Genomic DNA, 19,188 nt, shown 5'->3' on the forward strand with positions numbered 1-19,188 from the left:
ATGCCCAGTGTGGCACGGTGAGCATGAAGGCAACGCACACCGGATAACGGGAGGTCCTCATGTCCGAGGAAAACAAGGCACGGGTCAGCGTGCAAATCCAGGGTTCCACGGCCGTGGTGCTGCTGGAGAACCAACGCCAGTTCAACGCCCTGACCAAGGACATGTGCCTGCAGCTGCTGGGCGCCCTTGCCGTGCTGTCCGCCGATCCGGCGGTGTCCGCGATCGTGATCCGCGGCGCCGGCGGCAACTTCTGCGCCGGGATCGCCATCGACCAAATGGACCAGGTGCTCTTCGATGAGGATGCCGACGGGCAGCTGCTGAACCACTTCGATCTGGTGGACCGGGCCATCGCCGGCTGCGCCAAGACCACCATCGCGGTGGTGGAAGGCAACTGCTTCGGCGGGGCCTGGCAGCTGGCCTCGGCCTGCGAGATCCAGCTGGCGGCCGATGACGTGAAAATCGCGATCACCCCGGCGAAGATCGGGCTGGTGTTCCCGCGTCCGGGCATCGAACGGCTGGTGCGCACGGTGGGCGAAAGCCGGGCCAAGTACCTGCTGTATTCGGGATCGCGCATCCCGGCGGCCGAAGCGCTGGACTGGGGCATGTTCACCCGGATGCACCCGGCCGCGCAGCTGGAGAAGGAACTGCACCGGCTGCTGGACGCGCTGCAGGGCAACTCCCCGTACTCCATCGCGCGGACCCGCGAGGCAATCGCCGCCTATGGGCAGGAGCCGGCGGCCGCCGACTACGAATCCTGGTGGTCGCGGCTCTGGGAGGAGAACGGGGAGAATCCCGAGCTCGCCGAGGGGCGCCGGGCGTTCCTCGAACGCCGGGCGCCGCGCTACGGGGAAGCCTAGGAGGGCTGTCCGGCCTGTTCGGCGTACTGCGCCACCAGCTCGCGCTTGAGGATCTTCCCGCTGGGGCCCAGCGGAAATTCCTTCACGATCTCGATGAGACGAGGGAACTTGTAGGCCGCCATCTGCTCGCTGGCCCAGACTCCGATGGCCTCCGCAGTCAGCGCCGATCCGGCCTCCAGGGTGATGGCGGCGGCGATCTCCTGGCCATGGGTTTCGTGCGGCACCCCGTACACCGCCGCATTGGAAATCTCCGGATGGCTGATGAGCACTTCCTCGACCTCGCGCGGGTAGACGTTGTAGCCGTTGCGCAGGATCATGTCCTTGGTCCGGTCCAGGATGCGCACATAGTCCTCCTCGTCCTTGGTGCCCAGATCCCCGGTGCGGAACCAGCCGTCGACCATCGCCTCGGCCGTGGCCTCGGGGCGGTTCAGGTAGCCGGCGAACAAGTTGTGCCCGCGGACCACCAGCTCGCCGATTTCCCCGCGCGGCAGCAGCCTGATCTGGTCCGGGTATGCCGGGTCAGCGATCTCCACCTCGACGCCCCACACCGGGGTGCCGATGGTGCCCGGACGCGGGGTGCGTCCCACATGGTTGAAGCAGGCCACCGGCGAGGTCTCGGTCAAGCCGTAACCCTCATGGATGGGCGCGCCGAAGCGCTCTTCAAAAGCAGTCAGCACCGACACCGGCAGGGAGGCGCCACCCGAGACTCCGAAACGCAGGCGGGAGGGCTTGCCCTCGCGCTGCTTGCCAGCCTCCAGCATGGCGACATACATCGTGGGCACCCCGAAGAACAGGTCGATGTCTTCATCCAGCACCAGGTCCAGCGCGCCGGCGGCGGTGAACTTGGGCAGCAGCATGATCTGGGCGCCAACGCGCAGCCCGGTGTTCAGCACCGTGGTCTGCCCGAAGGTATGGAACAGCGGCAGGCCGCCGAAGATCTTGTCGCCGCGGCGCATGTCGATGGTGTCCAGCAGCAGCGTGTTCGCTTGCTCCAGCAGCGCCACATGGGTGCCGAGCGCACCCTTGGGCTTGCCCGTGGTGCCGGAGGTGTAGAGGATCGTGGCGATGTCCTCGGGGCGGCGCGGGAGGTAGGTGTCTATGGGGGTGGCCTCCGCGGCAAGGTCCTCCAGCCTGGTACCGCCCAGGTCCCCAGGGGCCAGCACGCTGATCGTCTCGATGCCGCAGAGCTCTGCGCCTGCGGCGCCCTCGCCTAGCAGCGGTGCCGCGCATACCAGCAGGCGCGCCCCGGAATCTTCCAGCATATAGGCGATCTCGCGGCGCTTGAGCAGCGCGTGAATCGGCACCGCGACCGCGCCGAGGGACAGCACCGCGTAGTAGACGCGGGCGAAGTCCGTGACGTTCGGGATCAGCACAGCCACCCGGTCGCCTTCGCCGACGCCGCGAGCCCGCAGGGCCCCGGCATACGCGCGGGTCTCGTCCCAGAGCTGCCGGTAGCTGGTGCTCTGCCCGTTGACGGTGATGGCCTTCAGATCTCCATGGCGGGCGGCGCCTTCGGCGGGGATTGCGGCCACGGACATGGTGACGTTTGACGAGGAAGAAAGCATGGATTGGCTCCCGGGGATCAACGCGAAAAGCAGGTGTGTGCTGTGTCACAACCTAGCATAAGCGGGGCGAAAGCCGGAGGTGGGCACCCGGTGTCGGGCTCGATGGACCTGCAGGTCATATCGTTGCCGCGAGGCGGCCTGAAGTTTAGACTCAGCCCTAGCAACTGGATCATGTATGAAATGGGGAAATGATGCAGGAACTTGGGCAGCCCGGCGCGGAACCGTGCCGGGTGGATTTATTGACTGGTGACATGAAACGAAGCATCGACTTCTACGGCCAGCTTTTCGGATGGACAACGCGCGGCGGGGATTCCGGCGCAGAAGACTCGCTCGACATGTACTTGGGGGACGAACTCGTAGCGGGATTCCTGGACAATGATTCAGACTCCGGCTGCAGTGACGCATGGGTTACCTATCTGAATGTGGCTGACGCCCATGCGGCCAGCTACTCGGCAGGGATGTATGGTGGCTTCGTTTTCCTGCAGCCGCTGGAAATTCAGGGGCAGGGCACCATCGCCATGATCGGCGACCCTACCGGCATCGGTGTGGGACTCTGGCAGTCCGCCACTGTCAGGGAACTGACCAGGGCCTCGGGACGCCATGGAACCCGGGTCTGGAACGAACTGCACACCACGAAGTTCGAGAAGGTCACCCACTTCTACCGCGATGCGCTGGAATGGGAGCTGCTCAGCCTTTCGGATACCGACGAATTCCGCTACCAGAGCTACGGGCAGGGACCGGACGCCAAAGCCGGGATCTACGACATTTCCGGACAGCCGGATCCGAAACCCGGGTGGCGGACCTACTTCGCGGTGACGGACACGGACAAGGCGCTCGCGCTCGCGAAAAAGCTGGGGGCCAAGGTTCTCCAGCAGGCGAAGGATTCGCCCTTCGGGAGGATGGCGGTGCTCGCCGATCCCACCGGGGCGGAGTTCTCCATCATCCAAACCGTCCCGGCCTGATTCTCAGGAACGACTCCATCGGTAAGGGGTCGTGGTTGTCACCTTGACCATGCCCTGGCGCTCCAGGATGGGGCGGGAGTACTCGGTGGAATCGCTGTGCGCAAAACTGTGTCCGGAAGCCATTGCGGACCGGGCACGGGCGTCGGTCAGCGCCCGGTAGATTCCGCGGCCGCGGTAGGCGGGGAGCACTCCTCCGCCCCACAGCCCGGCCACTTCGGTGCCGGTCACGGGCTCCATCCTGCCCGCACCAACCATGCGGCTCCCGGCCCAGGCGGCCCACAGTTCGGTCCCGCCGTCGATTTCTACGCGCGCGGCCAGTTCCCGGGCCATGCCCGGGGAGTAGGGCTCGCCGAACGCCTCGGCGGACATGGCGCACATCTGCTCCACCTCGGAACGCGTGGTGATCCGGCGGACCTGCACACCCTGCGGAGGTGGCTGGTTGCTGACCAGGTTCTCAAGCCGGCCGAGCATCACGGACTCCGGCGCCCCGGCGGCGAATCCATGAAACAGCAACGCCTCGTGCAGCCCCGGGGCGTAGTCGTGGCCGCGGGTCTTGAATTCCACCTCGCTGATGCCGGTGCGCGCCGTGAAGTACTCCAGCGCCGGACCCACCAGCTCGGCCAGCGGCGTCGATTCGCCGCCGGAGCACCGCGCCGAGGTGATGAAGCCCTGGCCGCCGGGGAAAACCGCCAGGTACAGCGGGCCGAGCCGGTCCACCTGCAGGGCGCCCTGCATTTCCGCATCGGTGCGCAGCAGGGAATCGTAGACATCCAGGAGCCTGGCGGAGGATTCTGTCATGGGAAAATTCTAGGGCCGGCCAGCCCGACGCGCAGCGCTTTGCCCTGGGCCGCGGGTCGGTGGCACACTCAAACGAGGCAGCCAAAGAACAAAGCAGGGAGCACCATGGGACGCAAGATCATCCGGCGCCGCGTCATCCGGGCCATGTCGGATGGAACCACCCGGGTGCGCGAAGAGAAGCTGGCCGGCGAAGAGCCGCTGGAAATCCGTTTCGGGCACACTTCCTTCACCACCTCGATGCGCACTCCCGGGGATGATTTCGACCTCGTCGCCGGTTTCCTGCTGGCCGAAGGGATCGTCACCAAGGCCGAGCACCTGGCCGCGATGCGCTACTGCCTGGGCACCGACGAGGACGGAAACCAGACGTACAACGTCATAGAAGTGCAGCTGGGGTTCGGTGCCGTGCCGCCGGACCTGAGCGCCGCGCGCAACGTCGTGACCAGCTCCGCCTGCGGCATCTGCGGCACCAACTCGATCGACGAGGTGCGCAAGAAATCCACGTTCGAGCTGCGCGAGGACTGCGGCCGGGTGGACCTGGGGGTGCTGCTGTCCATGCCCGACACGCTGCGCGAGTCGCAGAAGCTGTTCTCCTCCACCGGCGGCGTGCACGCGGCCGGCCTGTTCTCCACCGGCGGGGAGCTGCTGATCCTGCGCGAGGACGTGGGCCGCCACAACGCGGTGGACAAGGTGATCGGCGCGGCCCTGCGCGAGGGGCGCATGCCGCTGTCCGACACCGTGCTGCAGGTCTCCGGCCGTGCGTCCTTCGAACTGGTGCAAAAGGCCGCCATGGCCGGAATTCCGGTGCTCACGGCGGTCAGTGCGCCGTCCTCCCTGGCCGTGGACCTGGCCCAGGATGCGGGGCTGACGCTCGCGGCCTTTTCGCGGGGCCACAGCGTAAATCTCTATACGCATGCGCATCGCGTCGTGAACGCGTAGCGTAGTAGGTGTGTGGCTGGCGCCACAGCGTTTTGGCAGGAATTCAGACGGAGGAATGACATGCATCGCCCGGCCCCCAAGAAAGACATCAACGAGGACGAGCTGAAGGTCAGCGAGCCCGAGCACGCGGCCGCGGGACTCAAGGCCGTCATGGTGTCCATGGAACGCGGCTTCTCCGAGGCCGGTCCGTCGCGGACCCTGCGTTCCATGCTGCGCATCAACCAGCGCGGCGGCTTCGACTGCCCGGGCTGCGCCTGGCCGGAATCGATCACCGGCGCGCGCAAGCCCGCCGAGTTCTGCGAGAACGGCGCCAAGGCCATTGCCGAGGAGGCCAGCGCCCGCACCGTGACCCCCGAGTGGTTCGCCGAGCACCCGATCTCCGTGCTGCAGGACAAAACCGAGTACTGGCTCGGGTCCCAGGGCCGCATCACCAACCCGATGATCATCCACGCGGGGGAGACCCACTACCGCCCGATCAGCTGGCCCGAAGCGTTCGCCACGATCGCCGAGCACGTCAACGCCACCACCCCGGACCGCTGCGTGTTCTACACCTCCGGGCGCACCGCGAACGAAACCGCGTTCATGTACCAGCTGCTGGCCCGTTCGCTGGGCACCAACAACCTGCCGGACTGCTCCAACATGTGCCACGAATCCTCGGGCACCGCGCTGAACCCGACCATCGGCATCGGCAAGGGCACCGTCTCGCTGGAGGACTTCGAGCACGCCGAGGCGATCTTCGTGGTCGGACAGAACCCCGGCACCAACCACCCGCGCATGCTCTCCGCGCTGGCCGACGCGCGCAAGCGCGGGGCGCGCATCGTGGCGGTCAACCCGCTGCCGGAAGCCGGATTCTTCGGGCTGAAGGACCCGCAGTCGGTCAAGGGCATGCTGGGCAAGGCGGACCCGATCTGCACCGACTTCCTGCAGATCAAGGTCGGCGGCGACCTAGCCCTGTTCCAGGCCTTCGGCCATCTGCTGCTGAAGTTCGAACAGGAGACCCCGGGCTCCGTGGTGGACCACGAGTTCATCGCCGCGGCGACCGACGGCTTCGAGGCCTACCGGCAGGCCCGGTCCACCATCGACTGGGACGCCACCGAGCAGGCCACCGGCCTGACCCGCGCCGAAATCACGGATGTCGCCCGGCTGCTGGCCAAGTCCAAGGCGACCATCATCTGCTGGGCGCTGGGCCTGACCCAGCAGCCGCATTCGGTGCCGACGCTGAAGGAAATCATCAACCTGCTGCTGTTGCAGGGCAACTTCGGCAAACCCGGCGCCGGGGCCTGCCCGGTGCGCGGCCACTCCAATGTGCAGGGCGACCGCACCATGGGCATCTGGGAGAAGCCCACCGAGAAGCTGCTGGCCGCGCTGGACGCCGAGTTCGGCATCGATTCCCCGCGCGAGCACGGCTACGACTCCACCGAGGCGCTGCACGCCTTCGAGAAGGACGAGATCGACGTGTTCGTCTCCATGGGAGGCAACTTCGCCCTGGCCAATTCGGAGACCGAAGCGCTGGAAGCGGGCATGCAGCGCGCCAAGCTGACCGTGCACATCTCCACCAAGCCCAACCGCTCGCACGTGGTGCACGGGCAGACTTCGCTGATCCTGCCGACCCTGGGCCGCACCGACAAGGACGACAAGCACCCCGGCGGCGCCCAGTTCCTGTCCGTGGAGGACTCCATGTCGGTGATCCACTCCACCCAGGGGCGGCTGACTCCGGTGTCCAACCACCTGCTGGCCGAACCGGTGATCGTGGCGCGCATGGCCCAGGCCATCCTGGGCGACGACCACGCGGTGGACTGGCGCGCCATGGCCGAGGACTACGACGTGGTGCGCGACCACATCTCCCGGGTGCTGCCCGGATTCGAGGACTTCAACCGCCGCGTGCGGGAGAAGAACGGCTTCGTGCTGCCCAACCCGCCGCGCGATACCCGTTCCTTCGCCACCGACATCGGCAAGGGCCGCTTCACGGTCTCCGAGTTCGAGGCGCTTCAAGCCCCCGAGGGCCACCTGATCCTGCAGACCATGCGTTCCCACGACCAGTACAACACCACGTTCTACGGACTGGATGACCGCTACCGCGGCATCAAGGACGGGCGCCGCGTGATCCTGATCCATCCGGAAGACCTGGAAGCAGCCGGCTTCAAGGACCGCGACCTGGTGGATGTCATCTCCACCTTCCGCGGCACCGAACGCCGGGCCAACCGCTTCCGGCTGGTGTCCTACCCGACCGCCAAGGGCTGCGTCGCCGCCTACTTCCCGGAGGCCAACGCGCTGGTGCACCGCGAGCTGGTAGCCCGCGAGTCCAACACCCCGGGGTTCAAGGCCATGATGGTGCGCTTCGTAGAGCACACCGAGGATCCGGGTCCGACGCTGGACAGCTAGGTTCTAAAACAACAGCCCACAGGTGGAATTCGAACAGAATCCGCCGGTGGGCCGTGCTCGTTCCTGCTGAAAAACCACCGTGAGGACAAAGCCTGGCTGGTGCAAAGTGCATCACGTCAAGCGCTTGCCACCTGAAGGGGCGGTATTGTTGCAGGAGAATGGTAAGGGTCCGGCTCCCGGGTCTGCAGGGAGCCTCAGCAGTCCATCAATGAGGATTCACCTATGAGCGCGGCGCGCAGCAAGGCATCTACCAGCACCAGGCCCGAAGACGAACGCCTGCCCGCAGGGCGCACCATCGCCTACGGTTTCCAGCACGTTTTGACCATGTACGGCGGAATTATCGCGCCGCCGCTGGTGATGGGCGGAGCCGCCGGCATGGACACCGCGGAAATGGGCGTCCTAGTGGCCAGCTGCCTGTTCATCGGCGGCCTGGCAACAATCCTGCAGACCCTGGGCATCCCGTTCTTCGGAGCCCAGCTGCCGCTGGTGCAGGGCACCTCCTTCTCCGGCGTGGCCACCATGATCGCCATCCTCAACGGCGGCGGGGGCATGCCAGCGGTGTTCGGCGCGGTGCTGGCCGCCGGCGCCATCGGCATCGTCATTGCCCCGTTCTTCGCCAAGCTGCTCAGGTTCTTCCCGCCGGTGGTCACCGGCGTGGTCATCACCATCATCGGCATGTCGCTGTTCCCGGTCACCGCCGACTGGGCGATGGGCGGCGCCGCCGCGGGCGAGGACCACGGGTCGCTGCAGAACATCGCGCTGGCCGCCATCACCTTGGTGATCCTGCTGGCCCTGTCGAAGTCCGGAGTTCCGGCACTGTCCCGCCTGTCGATCCTGCTGTCCATCGTGCTGGGCACCGTTGTGGCCGCGTTCATGGGCCTGGCAGACTTCTCCACCGTGCTGGACGGGGACATCTTCGCCTTCCCGACGCCGTTCGCCTTCGGGTTGCCGGTCTTCGAGCTCGGCGCGATCATCTCCATGATGATCGTGATCCTGGTGACCTACACCGAAACCACCGCGGACATGCTTGCGGTCGCCGAGGTCACCGGTTCCAAGGTCGATGCCAAGCGCATCGCCAACGGCCTGCGCGCCGACATGCTTTCCTCCACCGTCGCCCCGGTGTTCAACACCTTCACCCAGTCCGCCTTCGCGCAGAACGTGGGCCTGGTGGCGATTACCGGCGTGAAGAGCCGCTTCGTGGTGGCCGCCGGCGGCGGCATCCTGGTGGTCCTGGGCCTGCTGCCCGTCCTCGGGCGCGTGGTCGCCTCGATCCCGACCCCGGTGCTCGGCGGCGCCGGCATCGTGCTGTTCGGGTCCGTGGCCGCGGCGGGCATCCGCACCCTGGCCAAGGCCAAGGACGACAACATGAACATGCTGATCATCGCCACCTCCCTGGCCTTCGGCTGCATCCCGATGGTCAAGCCGGACTTCTACGGGCAGTTCCCGACCTGGGTTGGCACCATCTTCCAGTCCAGCATCTCCTCGGCCACCATCATGGCGGTGCTGCTGAACATCATCTTCAACGAGCTGACCTGGCGCAAGAAGGAAGATTCGGGCCGCACCGTCTACAAGCACCAGCTGGCGGGGCTGCAGGACGGCGACCGGTTGATCGACGGCAAGCTCTTCGACAACAAGGGCCTTGAAATCAAGGTGATCGCCGAGGAGCAGGGCGAAGCGGGCGACCGGCCCATGCCGCTCTGACTCGGGAAGAACTCCACAGATCGCGCGAACCGCATTCGGTTCGCGCGATTTTTCTTTTCAGCGCAGTTAAGCGGAAGCCCGCTCGGCCTGAGCCCGGTCCGTCCGGGCGCCGAAGAACTCGCCGCGAACTACGGTGAGGGACCATGCGATTCCGGCGAATGTGACCTGTAGCACACATAATGTGGTAGGTTCAATATTTGAATGAAGTCGGTGCGAAATCCACGGGAGGCGCGTCATGGGCGGGTCCTTGGCTTGGGGGAAGGGCCAGATCGCCCACGGGTATTAACCGCGGGCCGCGGTCGCGCTGTGCCCAGTTCTGCTCCGGGCGGGAATTGCTCCCGCCCCGCGGCTGGGCACGCCAGCTCCCGCTCCACCATGCACGAATCGTTCAAATTCTTTCACTATGCGCCCGCACAGGGCGTAGGAGGTGAGGCGCTGTGGCTTCGGAGGCTGCGGGAACGCCCGGGTGCACCGTCACCGTCAATCATCAAGCCCGAGAATTCACCGGGCCGCCGCATGCCAACGCACTGGACTTCCTGCGCGGCCTCGGGCTGACCTCGTGCAAGGAAGGCTGCGCCGAAGGCGAATGCGGCGCCTGCGCCATTCTGGTGGCGCGCCCCGACGGCGAGCGCTCGCGCTGGACCGCGGTCAACGCGTGCCTGCTGCCGGCCGCCGCGCTGGAGGGGCAGCACGTGCTGACCGCCGAAGGCCTGGGCACCGCAGACGAACCGCACCCGGTGCAACGTGAAATGGCCGAGCGCGGCGGATCCCAATGCGGCTACTGCACGCCCGGATTCATCTGCGCCATGGCCGCGGAATACTACCGTCCCGAACGCGCCGAGGAACAGGTCGCCGAGGCGCCCGTCCACCACGCCGACGGGCCCAACGGCTTCGACCTGCACGCGCTGTCGGGCAACCTCTGCCGCTGCACCGGCTACCGGCCGATCAGGGACGCCGCCTTCGCGCTCGGGGTGCCCGAGCCCGAGGACCAGCTGGCCCAGCCGCCGACGGCCGGTCCCGCGGCCACCGACTACCGCAGGGCGGATACCCCGGCCGGGCAGCCCGGCCGCTACCGCCGGCCCGCCACGCTGTCCGAAGCGCTGCGGATCCTGGCGGAGGAACCCGGAACCCGGGTGGTGGCCGGGGCGACCGACTGGGGAGTCGAGGTGAACATGAAGTTCGCCCGCGCGCAGTCGGTGCTGGCCGTCGACCGGCTGGAGGAGCTGCGCCGGGTGGTGCAGACCGATGACCATGTGGAGTTGGGCGCCGCCTGCACCCTGAGCGAGCTTGAACGCGCGCTGGCCGGGCGGATTCCGCTGCTCTCCCTGCTCTGGCCGAACTTCGCCTCCCGGCTGATCCGCAACTCGGCGACCCTCGGAGGGAACCTCGGCACCGGATCTCCCATCGGGGATTCGCCGCCGGTGCTGCTGGCCCTGGACACGCAGCTGGTGCTGGCCTGCAGTGCCGGGGAACGGGTGGTGCCGCTTCACGACTACTTCACCGGATACCGGCAGACGGTGCGCCGGCCCGATGAACTGATCACCGCGGTCCGCATCCCGCTGCCCCTGGCCCCGCTGGTGTCCTTCCAGAAGGTCGCCAAGCGCCGCTTCGACGATATATCCAGCACCGCCGTCGCCCTGGCCTTCGACGTCGAGGCCGGGCTGATCACCCGCGCGCGGATCGGGCTGGGCGGGGTCGCCGCGACCCCGCTGCGCGCCACCGCCACCGAACAGGTGCTGATCGGACAGGCCTGGAGCGGGGAAACCCTGAGGGGAGCCGGCGGGATCCTGGCCGCCGAGGGAACACCCATGGACGACCATCGCGCCAGCGCCGCCTATCGGCAGGCCATGCTGGGCTCCGCGCTGGAGCGGTTCTTCGCGGAGCAGGACAGCGGAACGGGGGCAGGGGCATGAGCATCACGCACAACCAGCGACCGGAGGGCGCGGCAGTGGGCCGGTCCATCCCGCATGAATCGGCCTATGCCCACGTCACCGGTGCGGCGAAGTACACCGAGGATTTGGCCGGAGCCCTGTCCGGGGTGCTGCACGCCTATCCAGTGCAGTCGGCGCACGCCCATGCCAGGCTGCTGCGGCTGGACGCCTCCGCCGCGCTGCAGGTTCCGGGGGTGCGGTTGGTGCTGACCGCCAAGGACATCCCCGGGGTCAACGACCAGGGCGCCAAGCACGATGAACCGATGCTCCCGGTGGACGAGGTCATGTTCCACGGCCAGCCGGTGGCCTGGGTGCTGGGCGAGGATCTGGAAGCGGCCAAGGCCGGGGCGGCCGCGGTGGCAGTGGACTACGAGCCGCTGGACGCGCTCGTCACGCTGGGCGAGGCCATCGCCGCGAACAGCTTCCACGGCATCCAGCCGGTCATCGACAAGGGCGAACCGGCCGCGGCCCTGGCCGCCGCGCCCCACGCGTTCTCCGGGGAATTCGAATTCGCCGGACAGGAGCACTTCTACCTGGAAACCCAGAGTTCGCTGGCGCACGTCGAATCCGACGGGCAGATCATGGTGCATGCATCCACCCAGCACCCCAGCGAAACCCAGGACATCGTGGCCCACGTGCTGGGGGTCGACGCCCACCGGGTCACGGTGCAGGCGCTGCGCATGGGCGGGGCTTTCGGCGGCAAGGAAATGCAGCCGCACGGGTATGCCGCGGTCGCCGCCCTCGGCGCGGTGCTCACCGGCCGGCCGGTGCGCGTGAGGCTTGAACGCGCCCGGGACCTGAGCATGACGGGCAAGCGGCACGGCTTCCACGCCTCCTGGAAGATCGGCTTCGACGAGCACGGGAAGATCATGGCCTTGGCCGCGCAGCTGACCAGCGACGGCGGGTGGAGCCTGGACCTGTCCGAGCCGGTGCTGACCCGCGCCATGTGCCATATCGACAACGCCTACTGGATCCCCAATATCCAGGTGCGCGGCCGGGTGGCCAAATGCCATAAGACCTCGCAGACCGCCTTCCGCGGCTTCGGCGGGCCGCAGGGCATGCTGGTGATCGAGAACATCCTCGGCGAGGTGGCCCCGAAGCTGGGGCTCAGCGCGCAGGAGCTGCGCCGCCGCAACTTCTACGTCCCCGGCCAGGACACCCCCTACTACCAGCCGGTGCGCCATGCCGAACGGCTGCACCGGGTCTGGGAGAAGGTACTGGAATCCTCGCAGTTCGCGACCCGCCGGGAACAGATCGAGGCCTTCAACGCCGCGCATCCGAACTCCAAGCGGGGCTTGGCCATCACCCCGGTGAAGTTCGGCATCTCATTCAACTTCACTGCCTTCAACCAGGCCGGCGCGCTGGTGCTGGTCTACAAGGACGGGTCGGTGCTGCTCACCCACGGCGGCACGGAAATGGGCCAGGGAGTGCACACCAAGGTGCTGCAGGTGGCGGCCACCGCGCTGGGCGTTCCGCTGTCCTACCTGCGTCTGGCCCCGACCCGCACGGACAAGGTGCCGAACACCTCCGCCACTGCGGCGAGCACCGGCAGCGACCTGAACGGCGCCGCCGTGAAGGACGCCTGCGAGCAGATCCTGGCCAGGCTGTCCGTGCTGGCCGCCGGGGAACTGGAGGCCGAAGCTTCGGAGGTGGTCTTCGCCGACGGGGCGGCCCATGCCTGCGGGCGGTCCGTGGACTGGAAAACACTGGTGTCCAAGGCCTACTTCAGCAGGATCCAGCTCTCGGCCGCGGGATACTACAGCACGCCGGGACTGCACTGGGACCTGTCAGCCATGCGCGGGGAGCCGTTCAAGTACTTCGCCTACGGGGCGGCCGTCTCGGAGGTGCAGGTCAGCCGTTTCGACGGGTCCTACCAGCTGCGCCGCGTGGACATCGTGCACGACGTGGGTGATTCGCTTTCGCCGCTGGTGGACCGCGGGCAGATCGAGGGCGGTTTCATCCAGGGCGCCGGCTGGCTCACCTTGGAGGACCTGCGCTGGGAAACCAAGGGCCCGCATCGCGGCCGGCTGGCCACCGCCAGCGCCAGCACCTACAAGCTGCCCAGTTTCTCCGAGATGCCGCCGGTGTTCAACGTCGAGTTCCTGCAGGACGCGCACGAGGACGGCGTGGTCTACGGCTCCAAAGCGGTCGGCGAGCCGCCGCTGATGCTGGCCTTCAGCGTGCGCGAGGCGCTGCGCCAAGCGGTGGCCGCCTTCGGCCCGGCTGGGCACAGCGTGAAGCTGGCGTCCCCGGCCACACCGGAAGCGGTGTTCTGGGCGGTGCAGGAAGCCCAGGAAGCCAGGGAAGGCACCGGCCATGTGGATTGAGGAGCTGGCCCGGTTGCGCGAGCAGCGCACCGCGGCGGTGCTGGTCACCGTGGTGTCGGTGCGCGGCCACGCCCCGCGGGAAGCCGGGGCCAAATTCGTGGTCACCGACCGCGAGCTGCTGGGCACCATCGGCGGCGGGAACATGGAGATGCTGGTGGCCGCCCGCGCCAGGCAGATGCTCGCCTCCTCAACCAGGTCCCCGGAGCAGCTGGTGCTGCGGCTGAACGACAAGGCGCCGGCGGCCTACGGTAAGCAATGCTGCGGGGGAGAAGCGGTGGTGCTGCTCGAACCGGTGCCGGTGCGGCCGGTGATCGCGGTCTTCGGCATCGGCCACGTGGGCCTGGAACTTGCGCACATCCTGTCCCGCCACGACGTGGAGCTGGTGCTGTGCGATTCCCGCCCCGAGCAGCTTGCACAGTTGGACGCGGTGGAAGCCGGCAAGCCGCCGGCCGTGATCCGCCGGCAGCACGCGGTGCTCGGCGAGCAGGTGATGGCCGAGCTGCCCGACGGGGCCATGGTGCTGATCATGACCCACGACCACGCGGAGGACTTCCACCTGTGCGACGCTGCGCTGCGCCGCCCGGGCCTGGGCTACGTGGGGCTGATTGGGTCGGCCGCCAAATACGCCCGCTTCACCATGAAACTGGCCGAATCCGGCCACGAGCGGCAGGATATCGCGCGGATCACCTGCCCCATCGGGCTGCCGGGGATTCCGGGCAAGCAGCCTGCGGCCATTGCGGTGTCCGTGGCCGCGGACCTGCTGGCCCGGCTCGCCCTAGATGCCGCGCCCCGAAGCGCGTGCCTGAATATCTGCAGGACCAGATCTTAGGCGTCAACAAGCTGCCGCCGTATGTGCGGTTGGCATTTTTGCCTGCCGCCAAGCGGATGAAGAGGGTAGACACCTACGGCCTCGTCCCGGCCAGCCGTGCACCGCAGTTCACCTCGTTGCCGGGGTATGCCTGGCATGAGGAGTGCTCGATCCTCGGCCATGCCGGGGTCCAGGAACCGCTGGCACATGTGGCGCGGTTCTGCGCCGGAATGTCGGATGACGAGCCAGTGGATCCCGCAAGCCCGGTCGAATAATCTTAGCCGAAAAACGCTTCCCATAGGTACTGTCCCATAGGTACACTACTAATATGGATACAGAAAACATGCCGCAGGCACAAGTCAACTCTCGTTCCCTGCTCCTGCCATATGCCATGGGACTCATTGCGGCGATGGCCGCAATTCAGCTCGTTGTGGCCATCACCGGGAGTGAGTCCGCTTTGATCGCAGGATTGCTCACCGCCGTTGTTGCCGTGGGCATCGCGGTGTGGGGGTGGCGCAACCACCGCAAACTGGCACAGGTGCGGTTCGGATTCGCTATCGCCCACACGATCGCCTACATGGCGGTGATGACCTCATTCAATCTGCACGCAATGATCCGTGCCCTATCCCAGTCGACCCAAGGGAATGATGCGGGGCAGATTTTGGCAGGCTGGTGGTTTGGAGCCACGCTGGTCATGGGGTCACTGTGGGGAATTGGACTGCTATTTCACCTTGTGGGCTCGGTGCTTGCGCGAGGATGGGAGGACTAGTTGTGGTCCGACCGACTGAAGAGCAGGAATGGGCGCTGGCCAAGATCGACTCATGGGTCGAAACCTACAAAAAGTCCATGCTCACTCCCGTCATCATGATGCTCGTCGCGACGAACCAGCCGACGACTGTGGCGGTGGTCGCCCAGCTCATTACCGAGAAAACCGGATGGCACATAACCGAGCGGGGTTTGTACAGGACCATCAAGCGGCTTCAGGACAGCGGGATCCTCCAAAGCCTGGATGTAGACGCGCCGAGAACCGGAGCCAAGAAGAAGGAGCTGTCGCTGACGGAGGCGGGCCGTCAGCTGCTTGAAGGCATGCGCGCGAATATGGTCGAGTCCAAATTCTCCGCTGGAGACATCGGGATACACGACGAAACGGCGGAGCGGGCATTCGGGGCAGCCGGTTCCTAGCGCCGTATCTTGAATGCGCATTGAACCGGCTCGGCTGTGAAATGGTCTGCAGGCTCGGTGCGTCATGCGGAGCGCCGAATGGACCGGGAACATGCAAGCCGATTGGTGCTCCCCGCGCGCTTGTCCCCCTCAGGGAGTCAGCCTGGTGGGGAAGTGGCCATCCCCGGCAGGTGAACCGCAACCAACTGGAGAAACTGCATTACCAGCGACTCCGCCGGCACCGCGAACGGTGCCGGCGACTGACCGAACGATTCGCGCCGTGGACACTTCGATATGCCTGAAAACCGAGTGACCGGCCGGGCGGCACGGTGCAGGTGGCCCACGGTGAGCAGGGCGTCGCGCGGATCCGTTGTCCCATCGGGTTGTCGGGCATCCCCGGCCAGCAGCCCGCGGCCATCGCGGTGTCCGTGGCAGCGGACCTGCTGGCCCGGCTCGCCCTAGATGCCGCGCCCCGGAGTCAGGATGTTCTTCCGATCTAGCGCGTACTTGATCATCTGCTGCGCGTGCAGGGTGGCCTCGTCCAGCTGCCACGGCAGCTCGGCCTGCTTGACCAGGCCGATGCCGTGCTCGCCGCTAATGGTTCCGCCCAGCTTGAGGGCCAGCCTGGTGATGTCGCCGATGACAACCTCGGCGGCCGCATGGCCCTGCGGGGTGTCTTCGGCCTCGACCGTCGGGTGCAGGTTGCCGTCGCCGGCGTGGGCCACCACGGAGATGGTGCGCCCGTGCTGCTCGGCAATCCGCTCGATGCCGCGGAACACCGCCGCCAGTTCCCCGACGGGCACAGCGACGTCGCAGGAGACCCGCAGCCCCTGGGCATTCAACGCGGGATTGGCCAGGCGGCGTGCTTCCAGCAGGCTCTCGCCCTCGGCGATCACCACCTCCCGGGCACCGTGCTCGCGGCACAGCTGCGCGGTGTCGCCGGCCGCTTGTTCGGCCTGCAGCCCGGTGAACTGTCCGATCAGCAGGGCGCAGCCGTCCGCCGGCAGGCCGGAGGGCTTGTAGGTCTCGATGATCTGCACGCTGCGCGCGTCCAGCAGCTCCAGCACCTCCGGGGTCTGCGCGCCGTTCACGATCGCGGTCACCGCGCGCCCGGCGTCCTCGACGGTGGGGAAGCTGGCGCGGAAGGTGCGCGGGATGCCCGGGGCGATCGGCTTGAGCCGCACCGTTGCGGAGGTGATGACCCCGAGCGTTCCCTCGGATCCGACAAACAGGCTGGTCAGATCCAGACCCACGACGTTCTTGCGGGTGCGCGCGCCGGTGCGCAGGATGCTGCCGTCGGCCAGCACCACCTCTAGGGCTGCCACGGAGTCGCGGGTGACCCCATGGCTGATGCAGCGCAGCCCGCCCGCATTCGTGGCGATGTTCCCGCCGATGGTGGAAATCTCGGCGCTCGCCGGGTCCGGGGCGAAGGACAGCCCGTGGTCCTCCGCCGCCCGGTCCAGCTCCGCGTTGATGACGCCGGCCTGGACCTCGGCCAGCCGGTTGACCGGATCAATCAGCATGATCCGGTTCATCCGCTCCAGCGACACCACCAGCCCGCCGGCGTAGGCCAGCGCCCCGCCGCTCACACCGGTTCCGGTACCGCGCACCGACACCTTCACCCCGTGGCGATTGGCCCAGCCCAGCGCCGCCGAGACTTCCTCGGTGCTTTCGGGAAACACTGCGGCCAGTGCCGCACCCTCGGGCATGGCGCGTGACTCGTCCCGGGAAACCCGGTCCAGTTCGGCGCCGCCGGTGACCATGCGGTCGCCGAAGAGGTCTTGCAATTCATTGGTCGGAGGGGCGGTCGGGGTGGTTGCGTGCATGGGACCCTTCGATCTGGGACTGGTGCGAGTGAGCTACGCAACATACTTTATATTATAAAATCTGAAGCGCAAGGAAGGATCCGGCGACTGCGGATGCGATATTCTCATGAAGCGGGAACGAGCGGCTTCCCGGTCGAGGAATTTCGGCGACCAGGAGCAGAAAGCGGGGGACGGTGCCTACATCGGAGCAGCGGCGCGGCGCACTCAGCAAGGCTGATATCGCGTACACCCATATCAAAAACCAGCTTGAACAGGGTGCGCTGGAACCCTACCAGCGGGTGCTGGCCGCTCCCATCGCGGCCGAGCTCGGGGTGAGCGGGGTGCCGGTGCGCGAAGCCATCCAGCGCCTGGCCGCCGAGGGGCTGCTGCAGATCGTGCACAACGTCGGGGCCCGCGTCGCGGTCATCGACGACCACGCCTACCGGGCCGGCATGGAAGCGCTCGCTGTCATGGATGGCACCGCCACCTCGCTGGCCGCCGGGCAACTGGGCGCAGCCGACCTCGAGCGGGCCGAAGCAATCAACCGCAGCATCCTGTCCATGCTCGAGAACTTCGATCCCGCGCTCTTCGAAGAGCTCAACACGCAATTCCACGAGGTGCTGTATTCGGCCTGCCCCAACGAGAGGATCCTGGAACTCGCCCGGTCCGAATGGAAGAAGTTCTCCAGCATCCGCGGGCCCGGCGCCGCCGTGGACCGGGACCGCGCGCGCGAATCCGTTGAAGAGCACGGGGAACTGCTGGATCTCATCCGGGGCTCGGCGCCCAGCGCGCAGATCGAGCAGGCCGCCCGCCGGCATGTGCTGAAATCCCTCGAAGCCAGGACCGGGCACCGCAGCCGGCTGCTGTAGCCGGTGCGCCGGATCGCCGGTGGGAGCGCGGGCTGGCCCCCGGGCCCGGAATAGACTCGGATCATGGAACATCGTGAACTAGGAAGAACACAGCGCAGCGTCTCCGTGATCGGGCTGGGCACCTGGCAGCTCGGCGCCGACTGGGGCTCGGTGGACGCGAACGACGCGCTGGCTGTGCTGGACGCCGCCCACGCAGGGGGCGTGGACTTCTTCGACACCGCCGACGTCTACGGGGACGGACGCAGCGAGCAGCTGATCGGCCGCTGGCTCAAGGCCAACCCGGAAGCGGGCGTCACCGTCGCCACCAAGATGGGCCGCCGGGTGGAGCAGGTACCCGAGGCCTACACGCTTGAAGCATTCCGCGCCTGGAGCGACCGCTCCCGCGCGAACCTCGGAATGGACACCCTGGACCTGGTGCAGCTGCACTGCCCGCCCACCGCCGTCTACTCCAGCGACGCCGTCTACGACGCGTTGGACACCCTGGTCGATCAGGGGCGTATCGCCAACTACGGCGTGTCCGTGGAAACCGTGGGCGAAGCGCTGACCGCCATCGCCCGGCCGAACGTGGCCACGGTGCAGATCATCGTCAACGCCTTCCGCCACAAGCCGATCGAGCAGGTGCTGCCCGCCGCGCGCGAGGCCGGCGTGGGCGTCATCGCCCGCGTCCCGCTGGCCAGCGGCCTGCTGTCCAACCGCTACACCGTGGACACCCGGTTCGCCGCCGACGACCACCGCAACTTCAACCGCGACGGGTCAGCCTTCGACGTGGGCGAGACCTTCTCCGGGGTCGACTACGCCACCGGGCTGCAGGCAGCACGCGAATTCGCGGAACTGGCCGCCGCCGAGGCGCCCGGCGCCTCCAGCGCCCAGGTCGCCCTGGCCTGGCTGGCCGCGCAGGACGGGATCAGCACCGTCATTCCCGGAGCCCGCTCCACGGCGCAGGCGCAGGCCAACGCCGCCGCGGGCTCTCTGCGGATTTCCGCGGAGTTCTCCGCTTCCGTGCGCAGTCTCTACGACCGGAAGCTGCGCGCCCAGATCCACCCGCGCTGGTGAATGTTCAGCCAATTGCCCGTTTCCGTGCAGTAC

Annotated in this window: 17 protein-coding genes; 14 read left to right on the plus strand and 3 right to left on the minus strand. The window is 67.4% G+C overall.

Translation table 11 applies throughout. The features are described from left to right. The first annotated feature begins 59 nt into the window (after positions 1 to 59). The gene (locus IEY43_RS03370) at positions 60 to 857 is read left to right on the plus strand and encodes an enoyl-CoA hydratase/isomerase family protein (RefSeq protein WP_188947194.1); all 798 of its coding nucleotides are present in this window, start codon (positions 60 to 62) and stop codon (positions 855 to 857) included. On the opposite strand, the gene IEY43_RS03375 is transcribed toward IEY43_RS03370, so the two are convergent. Beyond that, complete coding sequence (locus tag IEY43_RS03375) at positions 854 to 2,422, minus strand: long-chain-fatty-acid--CoA ligase (protein WP_188947195.1); 1,569 nt, start codon at positions 2,420 to 2,422, stop codon at positions 854 to 856. The genes IEY43_RS03370 and IEY43_RS03375 overlap by 4 nt on opposite strands. A gap of 191 nt (positions 2,423 to 2,613) precedes the next feature. Between IEY43_RS03375 and IEY43_RS03380 the strand changes: the two genes are divergently transcribed. After that, entirely contained in the window at positions 2,614 to 3,384 is a 771-nt protein-coding gene (locus IEY43_RS03380) for a VOC family protein (RefSeq protein ID WP_374189842.1), read from the plus strand. A gap of 3 nt (positions 3,385 to 3,387) precedes the next feature. On the opposite strand, the gene IEY43_RS03385 is transcribed toward IEY43_RS03380, so the two are convergent. Then, on the minus strand, positions 3,388 to 4,182 hold the full coding sequence (locus IEY43_RS03385; protein ID WP_188947197.1) for a GNAT family N-acetyltransferase: 795 nt from the start codon (positions 4,180 to 4,182) through the stop codon (positions 3,388 to 3,390). A gap of 105 nt (positions 4,183 to 4,287) precedes the next feature. On the opposite strand from IEY43_RS03385, the gene fdhD reads away from it, so the two are divergent. From fdhD to IEY43_RS03435, 10 genes are all read left to right on the plus strand, one after another. Beyond that, positions 4,288 to 5,118: a formate dehydrogenase accessory sulfurtransferase FdhD gene (fdhD, locus tag IEY43_RS03390; protein ID WP_188947198.1), complete on the plus strand. Its 831-nt coding sequence runs from the start codon at positions 4,288 to 4,290 to the stop codon at positions 5,116 to 5,118. Positions 5,119 to 5,178: 60 nt separating this feature from the next. Then, positions 5,179 to 7,500 carry an FdhF/YdeP family oxidoreductase gene (locus tag IEY43_RS03395; RefSeq protein WP_188947199.1) on the plus strand — a complete coding sequence of 774 codons (2,322 nt, stop codon included), beginning with the start codon at positions 5,179 to 5,181 and terminating at the stop codon, positions 7,498 to 7,500. Between the two features lie 222 nt (positions 7,501 to 7,722). Next, positions 7,723 to 9,201 carry a nucleobase:cation symporter-2 family protein gene (locus IEY43_RS03400; protein ID WP_188947200.1) on the plus strand — a complete coding sequence of 493 codons (1,479 nt, stop codon included), beginning with the start codon at positions 7,723 to 7,725 and terminating at the stop codon, positions 9,199 to 9,201. A 437-nt stretch (positions 9,202 to 9,638) separates the two neighbouring features. After that, positions 9,639 to 11,114, plus strand: a complete 1,476-nt coding sequence (locus tag IEY43_RS03405; RefSeq protein ID WP_188947201.1) for a xanthine dehydrogenase small subunit — start codon at positions 9,639 to 9,641, stop codon at positions 11,112 to 11,114. Continuing rightward, positions 11,111 to 13,459: a xanthine dehydrogenase molybdopterin binding subunit gene (gene xdhB, locus IEY43_RS03410; protein ID WP_188947202.1), complete on the plus strand. Its 2,349-nt coding sequence runs from the start codon at positions 11,111 to 11,113 to the stop codon at positions 13,457 to 13,459. Before IEY43_RS03405 ends, xdhB begins: the two co-directional genes overlap by 4 nt. Then, a complete protein-coding gene (gene xdhC / locus IEY43_RS03415) occupies positions 13,449 to 14,288 on the plus strand; it encodes a xanthine dehydrogenase accessory protein XdhC (protein WP_188947203.1) in 840 nt (279 codons plus the stop codon). The genes xdhB and xdhC overlap by 11 nt, the downstream gene beginning before the upstream one ends. Further along, positions 14,258 to 14,542: a hypothetical protein gene (locus IEY43_RS03420; RefSeq protein ID WP_188947204.1), complete on the plus strand. Its 285-nt coding sequence runs from the start codon at positions 14,258 to 14,260 to the stop codon at positions 14,540 to 14,542. Before xdhC ends, IEY43_RS03420 begins: the two co-directional genes overlap by 31 nt. A gap of 53 nt (positions 14,543 to 14,595) precedes the next feature. Then, complete coding sequence (locus IEY43_RS03425; RefSeq protein ID WP_188947205.1) at positions 14,596 to 15,036, plus strand: hypothetical protein; 441 nt, start codon at positions 14,596 to 14,598, stop codon at positions 15,034 to 15,036. A 2-nt stretch (positions 15,037 to 15,038) separates the two neighbouring features. Further along, positions 15,039 to 15,449, plus strand: coding sequence for a PadR family transcriptional regulator (locus IEY43_RS03430; RefSeq protein WP_188947206.1), 411 nt, complete (start codon positions 15,039 to 15,041; stop codon positions 15,447 to 15,449). A 314-nt stretch (positions 15,450 to 15,763) separates the two neighbouring features. Then, positions 15,764 to 15,928 (plus strand): XdhC family protein, encoded by a 165-nt coding sequence (locus IEY43_RS03435; RefSeq protein WP_308425037.1) that lies wholly within the window; start codon positions 15,764 to 15,766, stop codon positions 15,926 to 15,928. On the opposite strand, the gene IEY43_RS03440 is transcribed toward IEY43_RS03435, so the two are convergent. Further along, positions 15,887 to 17,254 (minus strand): FAD-binding oxidoreductase, encoded by a 1,368-nt coding sequence (locus IEY43_RS03440; RefSeq protein WP_188947208.1) that lies wholly within the window; start codon positions 17,252 to 17,254, stop codon positions 15,887 to 15,889. The two genes, IEY43_RS03435 and IEY43_RS03440, sit on opposite strands and share 42 nt — an antisense overlap. A 173-nt stretch (positions 17,255 to 17,427) precedes the next feature. On the opposite strand from IEY43_RS03440, the gene IEY43_RS03445 reads away from it, so the two are divergent. Continuing rightward, the gene (locus IEY43_RS03445) at positions 17,428 to 18,102 is read left to right on the plus strand and encodes a GntR family transcriptional regulator (protein WP_188947209.1); all 675 of its coding nucleotides are present in this window, start codon (positions 17,428 to 17,430) and stop codon (positions 18,100 to 18,102) included. A 63-nt stretch (positions 18,103 to 18,165) separates the two neighbouring features. Continuing rightward, entirely contained in the window at positions 18,166 to 19,155 is a 990-nt protein-coding gene (locus IEY43_RS03450) for an aldo/keto reductase (protein ID WP_188947210.1), read from the plus strand. Positions 19,156 to 19,188 lie beyond the last annotated feature (33 nt).

This window comes from Glutamicibacter protophormiae (assembly GCF_014647495.1).
In the GTDB taxonomy this organism is placed as follows: Bacteria; Actinomycetota; Actinomycetes; order Actinomycetales; family Micrococcaceae; genus Glutamicibacter; species Glutamicibacter protophormiae.

Coding starts and splice junctions, on each gene's coding strand:
- IEY43_RS03370 (WP_188947194.1), top strand. CDS start 60: ATGTCCGAGGAAAACAAGGCACGGGTCAGCGTGCAAATCCAGGGTTCC.
- IEY43_RS03380 (WP_374189842.1), top strand. CDS start 2,614: ATGCAGGAACTTGGGCAGCCCGGCGCGGAACCGTGCCGGGTGGATTTA.
- IEY43_RS03400 (WP_188947200.1), top strand. CDS start 7,723: ATGAGCGCGGCGCGCAGCAAGGCATCTACCAGCACCAGGCCCGAAGAC.
- IEY43_RS03440 (WP_188947208.1), bottom strand. CDS start 17,254: ATGCACGCAACCACCCCGACCGCCCCTCCGACCAATGAATTGCAAGAC.
- fdhD (WP_188947198.1), top strand. CDS start 4,288: ATGGGACGCAAGATCATCCGGCGCCGCGTCATCCGGGCCATGTCGGAT.
- xdhC (WP_188947203.1), top strand. CDS start 13,449: ATGTGGATTGAGGAGCTGGCCCGGTTGCGCGAGCAGCGCACCGCGGCG.
- xdhB (WP_188947202.1), top strand. CDS start 11,111: ATGAGCATCACGCACAACCAGCGACCGGAGGGCGCGGCAGTGGGCCGG.
- IEY43_RS03450 (WP_188947210.1), top strand. CDS start 18,166: ATGGAACATCGTGAACTAGGAAGAACACAGCGCAGCGTCTCCGTGATC.
- IEY43_RS03395 (WP_188947199.1), top strand. CDS start 5,179: ATGCATCGCCCGGCCCCCAAGAAAGACATCAACGAGGACGAGCTGAAG.
- IEY43_RS03375 (WP_188947195.1), bottom strand. CDS start 2,422: ATGCTTTCTTCCTCGTCAAACGTCACCATGTCCGTGGCCGCAATCCCC.
- IEY43_RS03425 (WP_188947205.1), top strand. CDS start 14,596: ATGGATACAGAAAACATGCCGCAGGCACAAGTCAACTCTCGTTCCCTG.
- IEY43_RS03385 (WP_188947197.1), bottom strand. CDS start 4,182: ATGACAGAATCCTCCGCCAGGCTCCTGGATGTCTACGATTCCCTGCTG.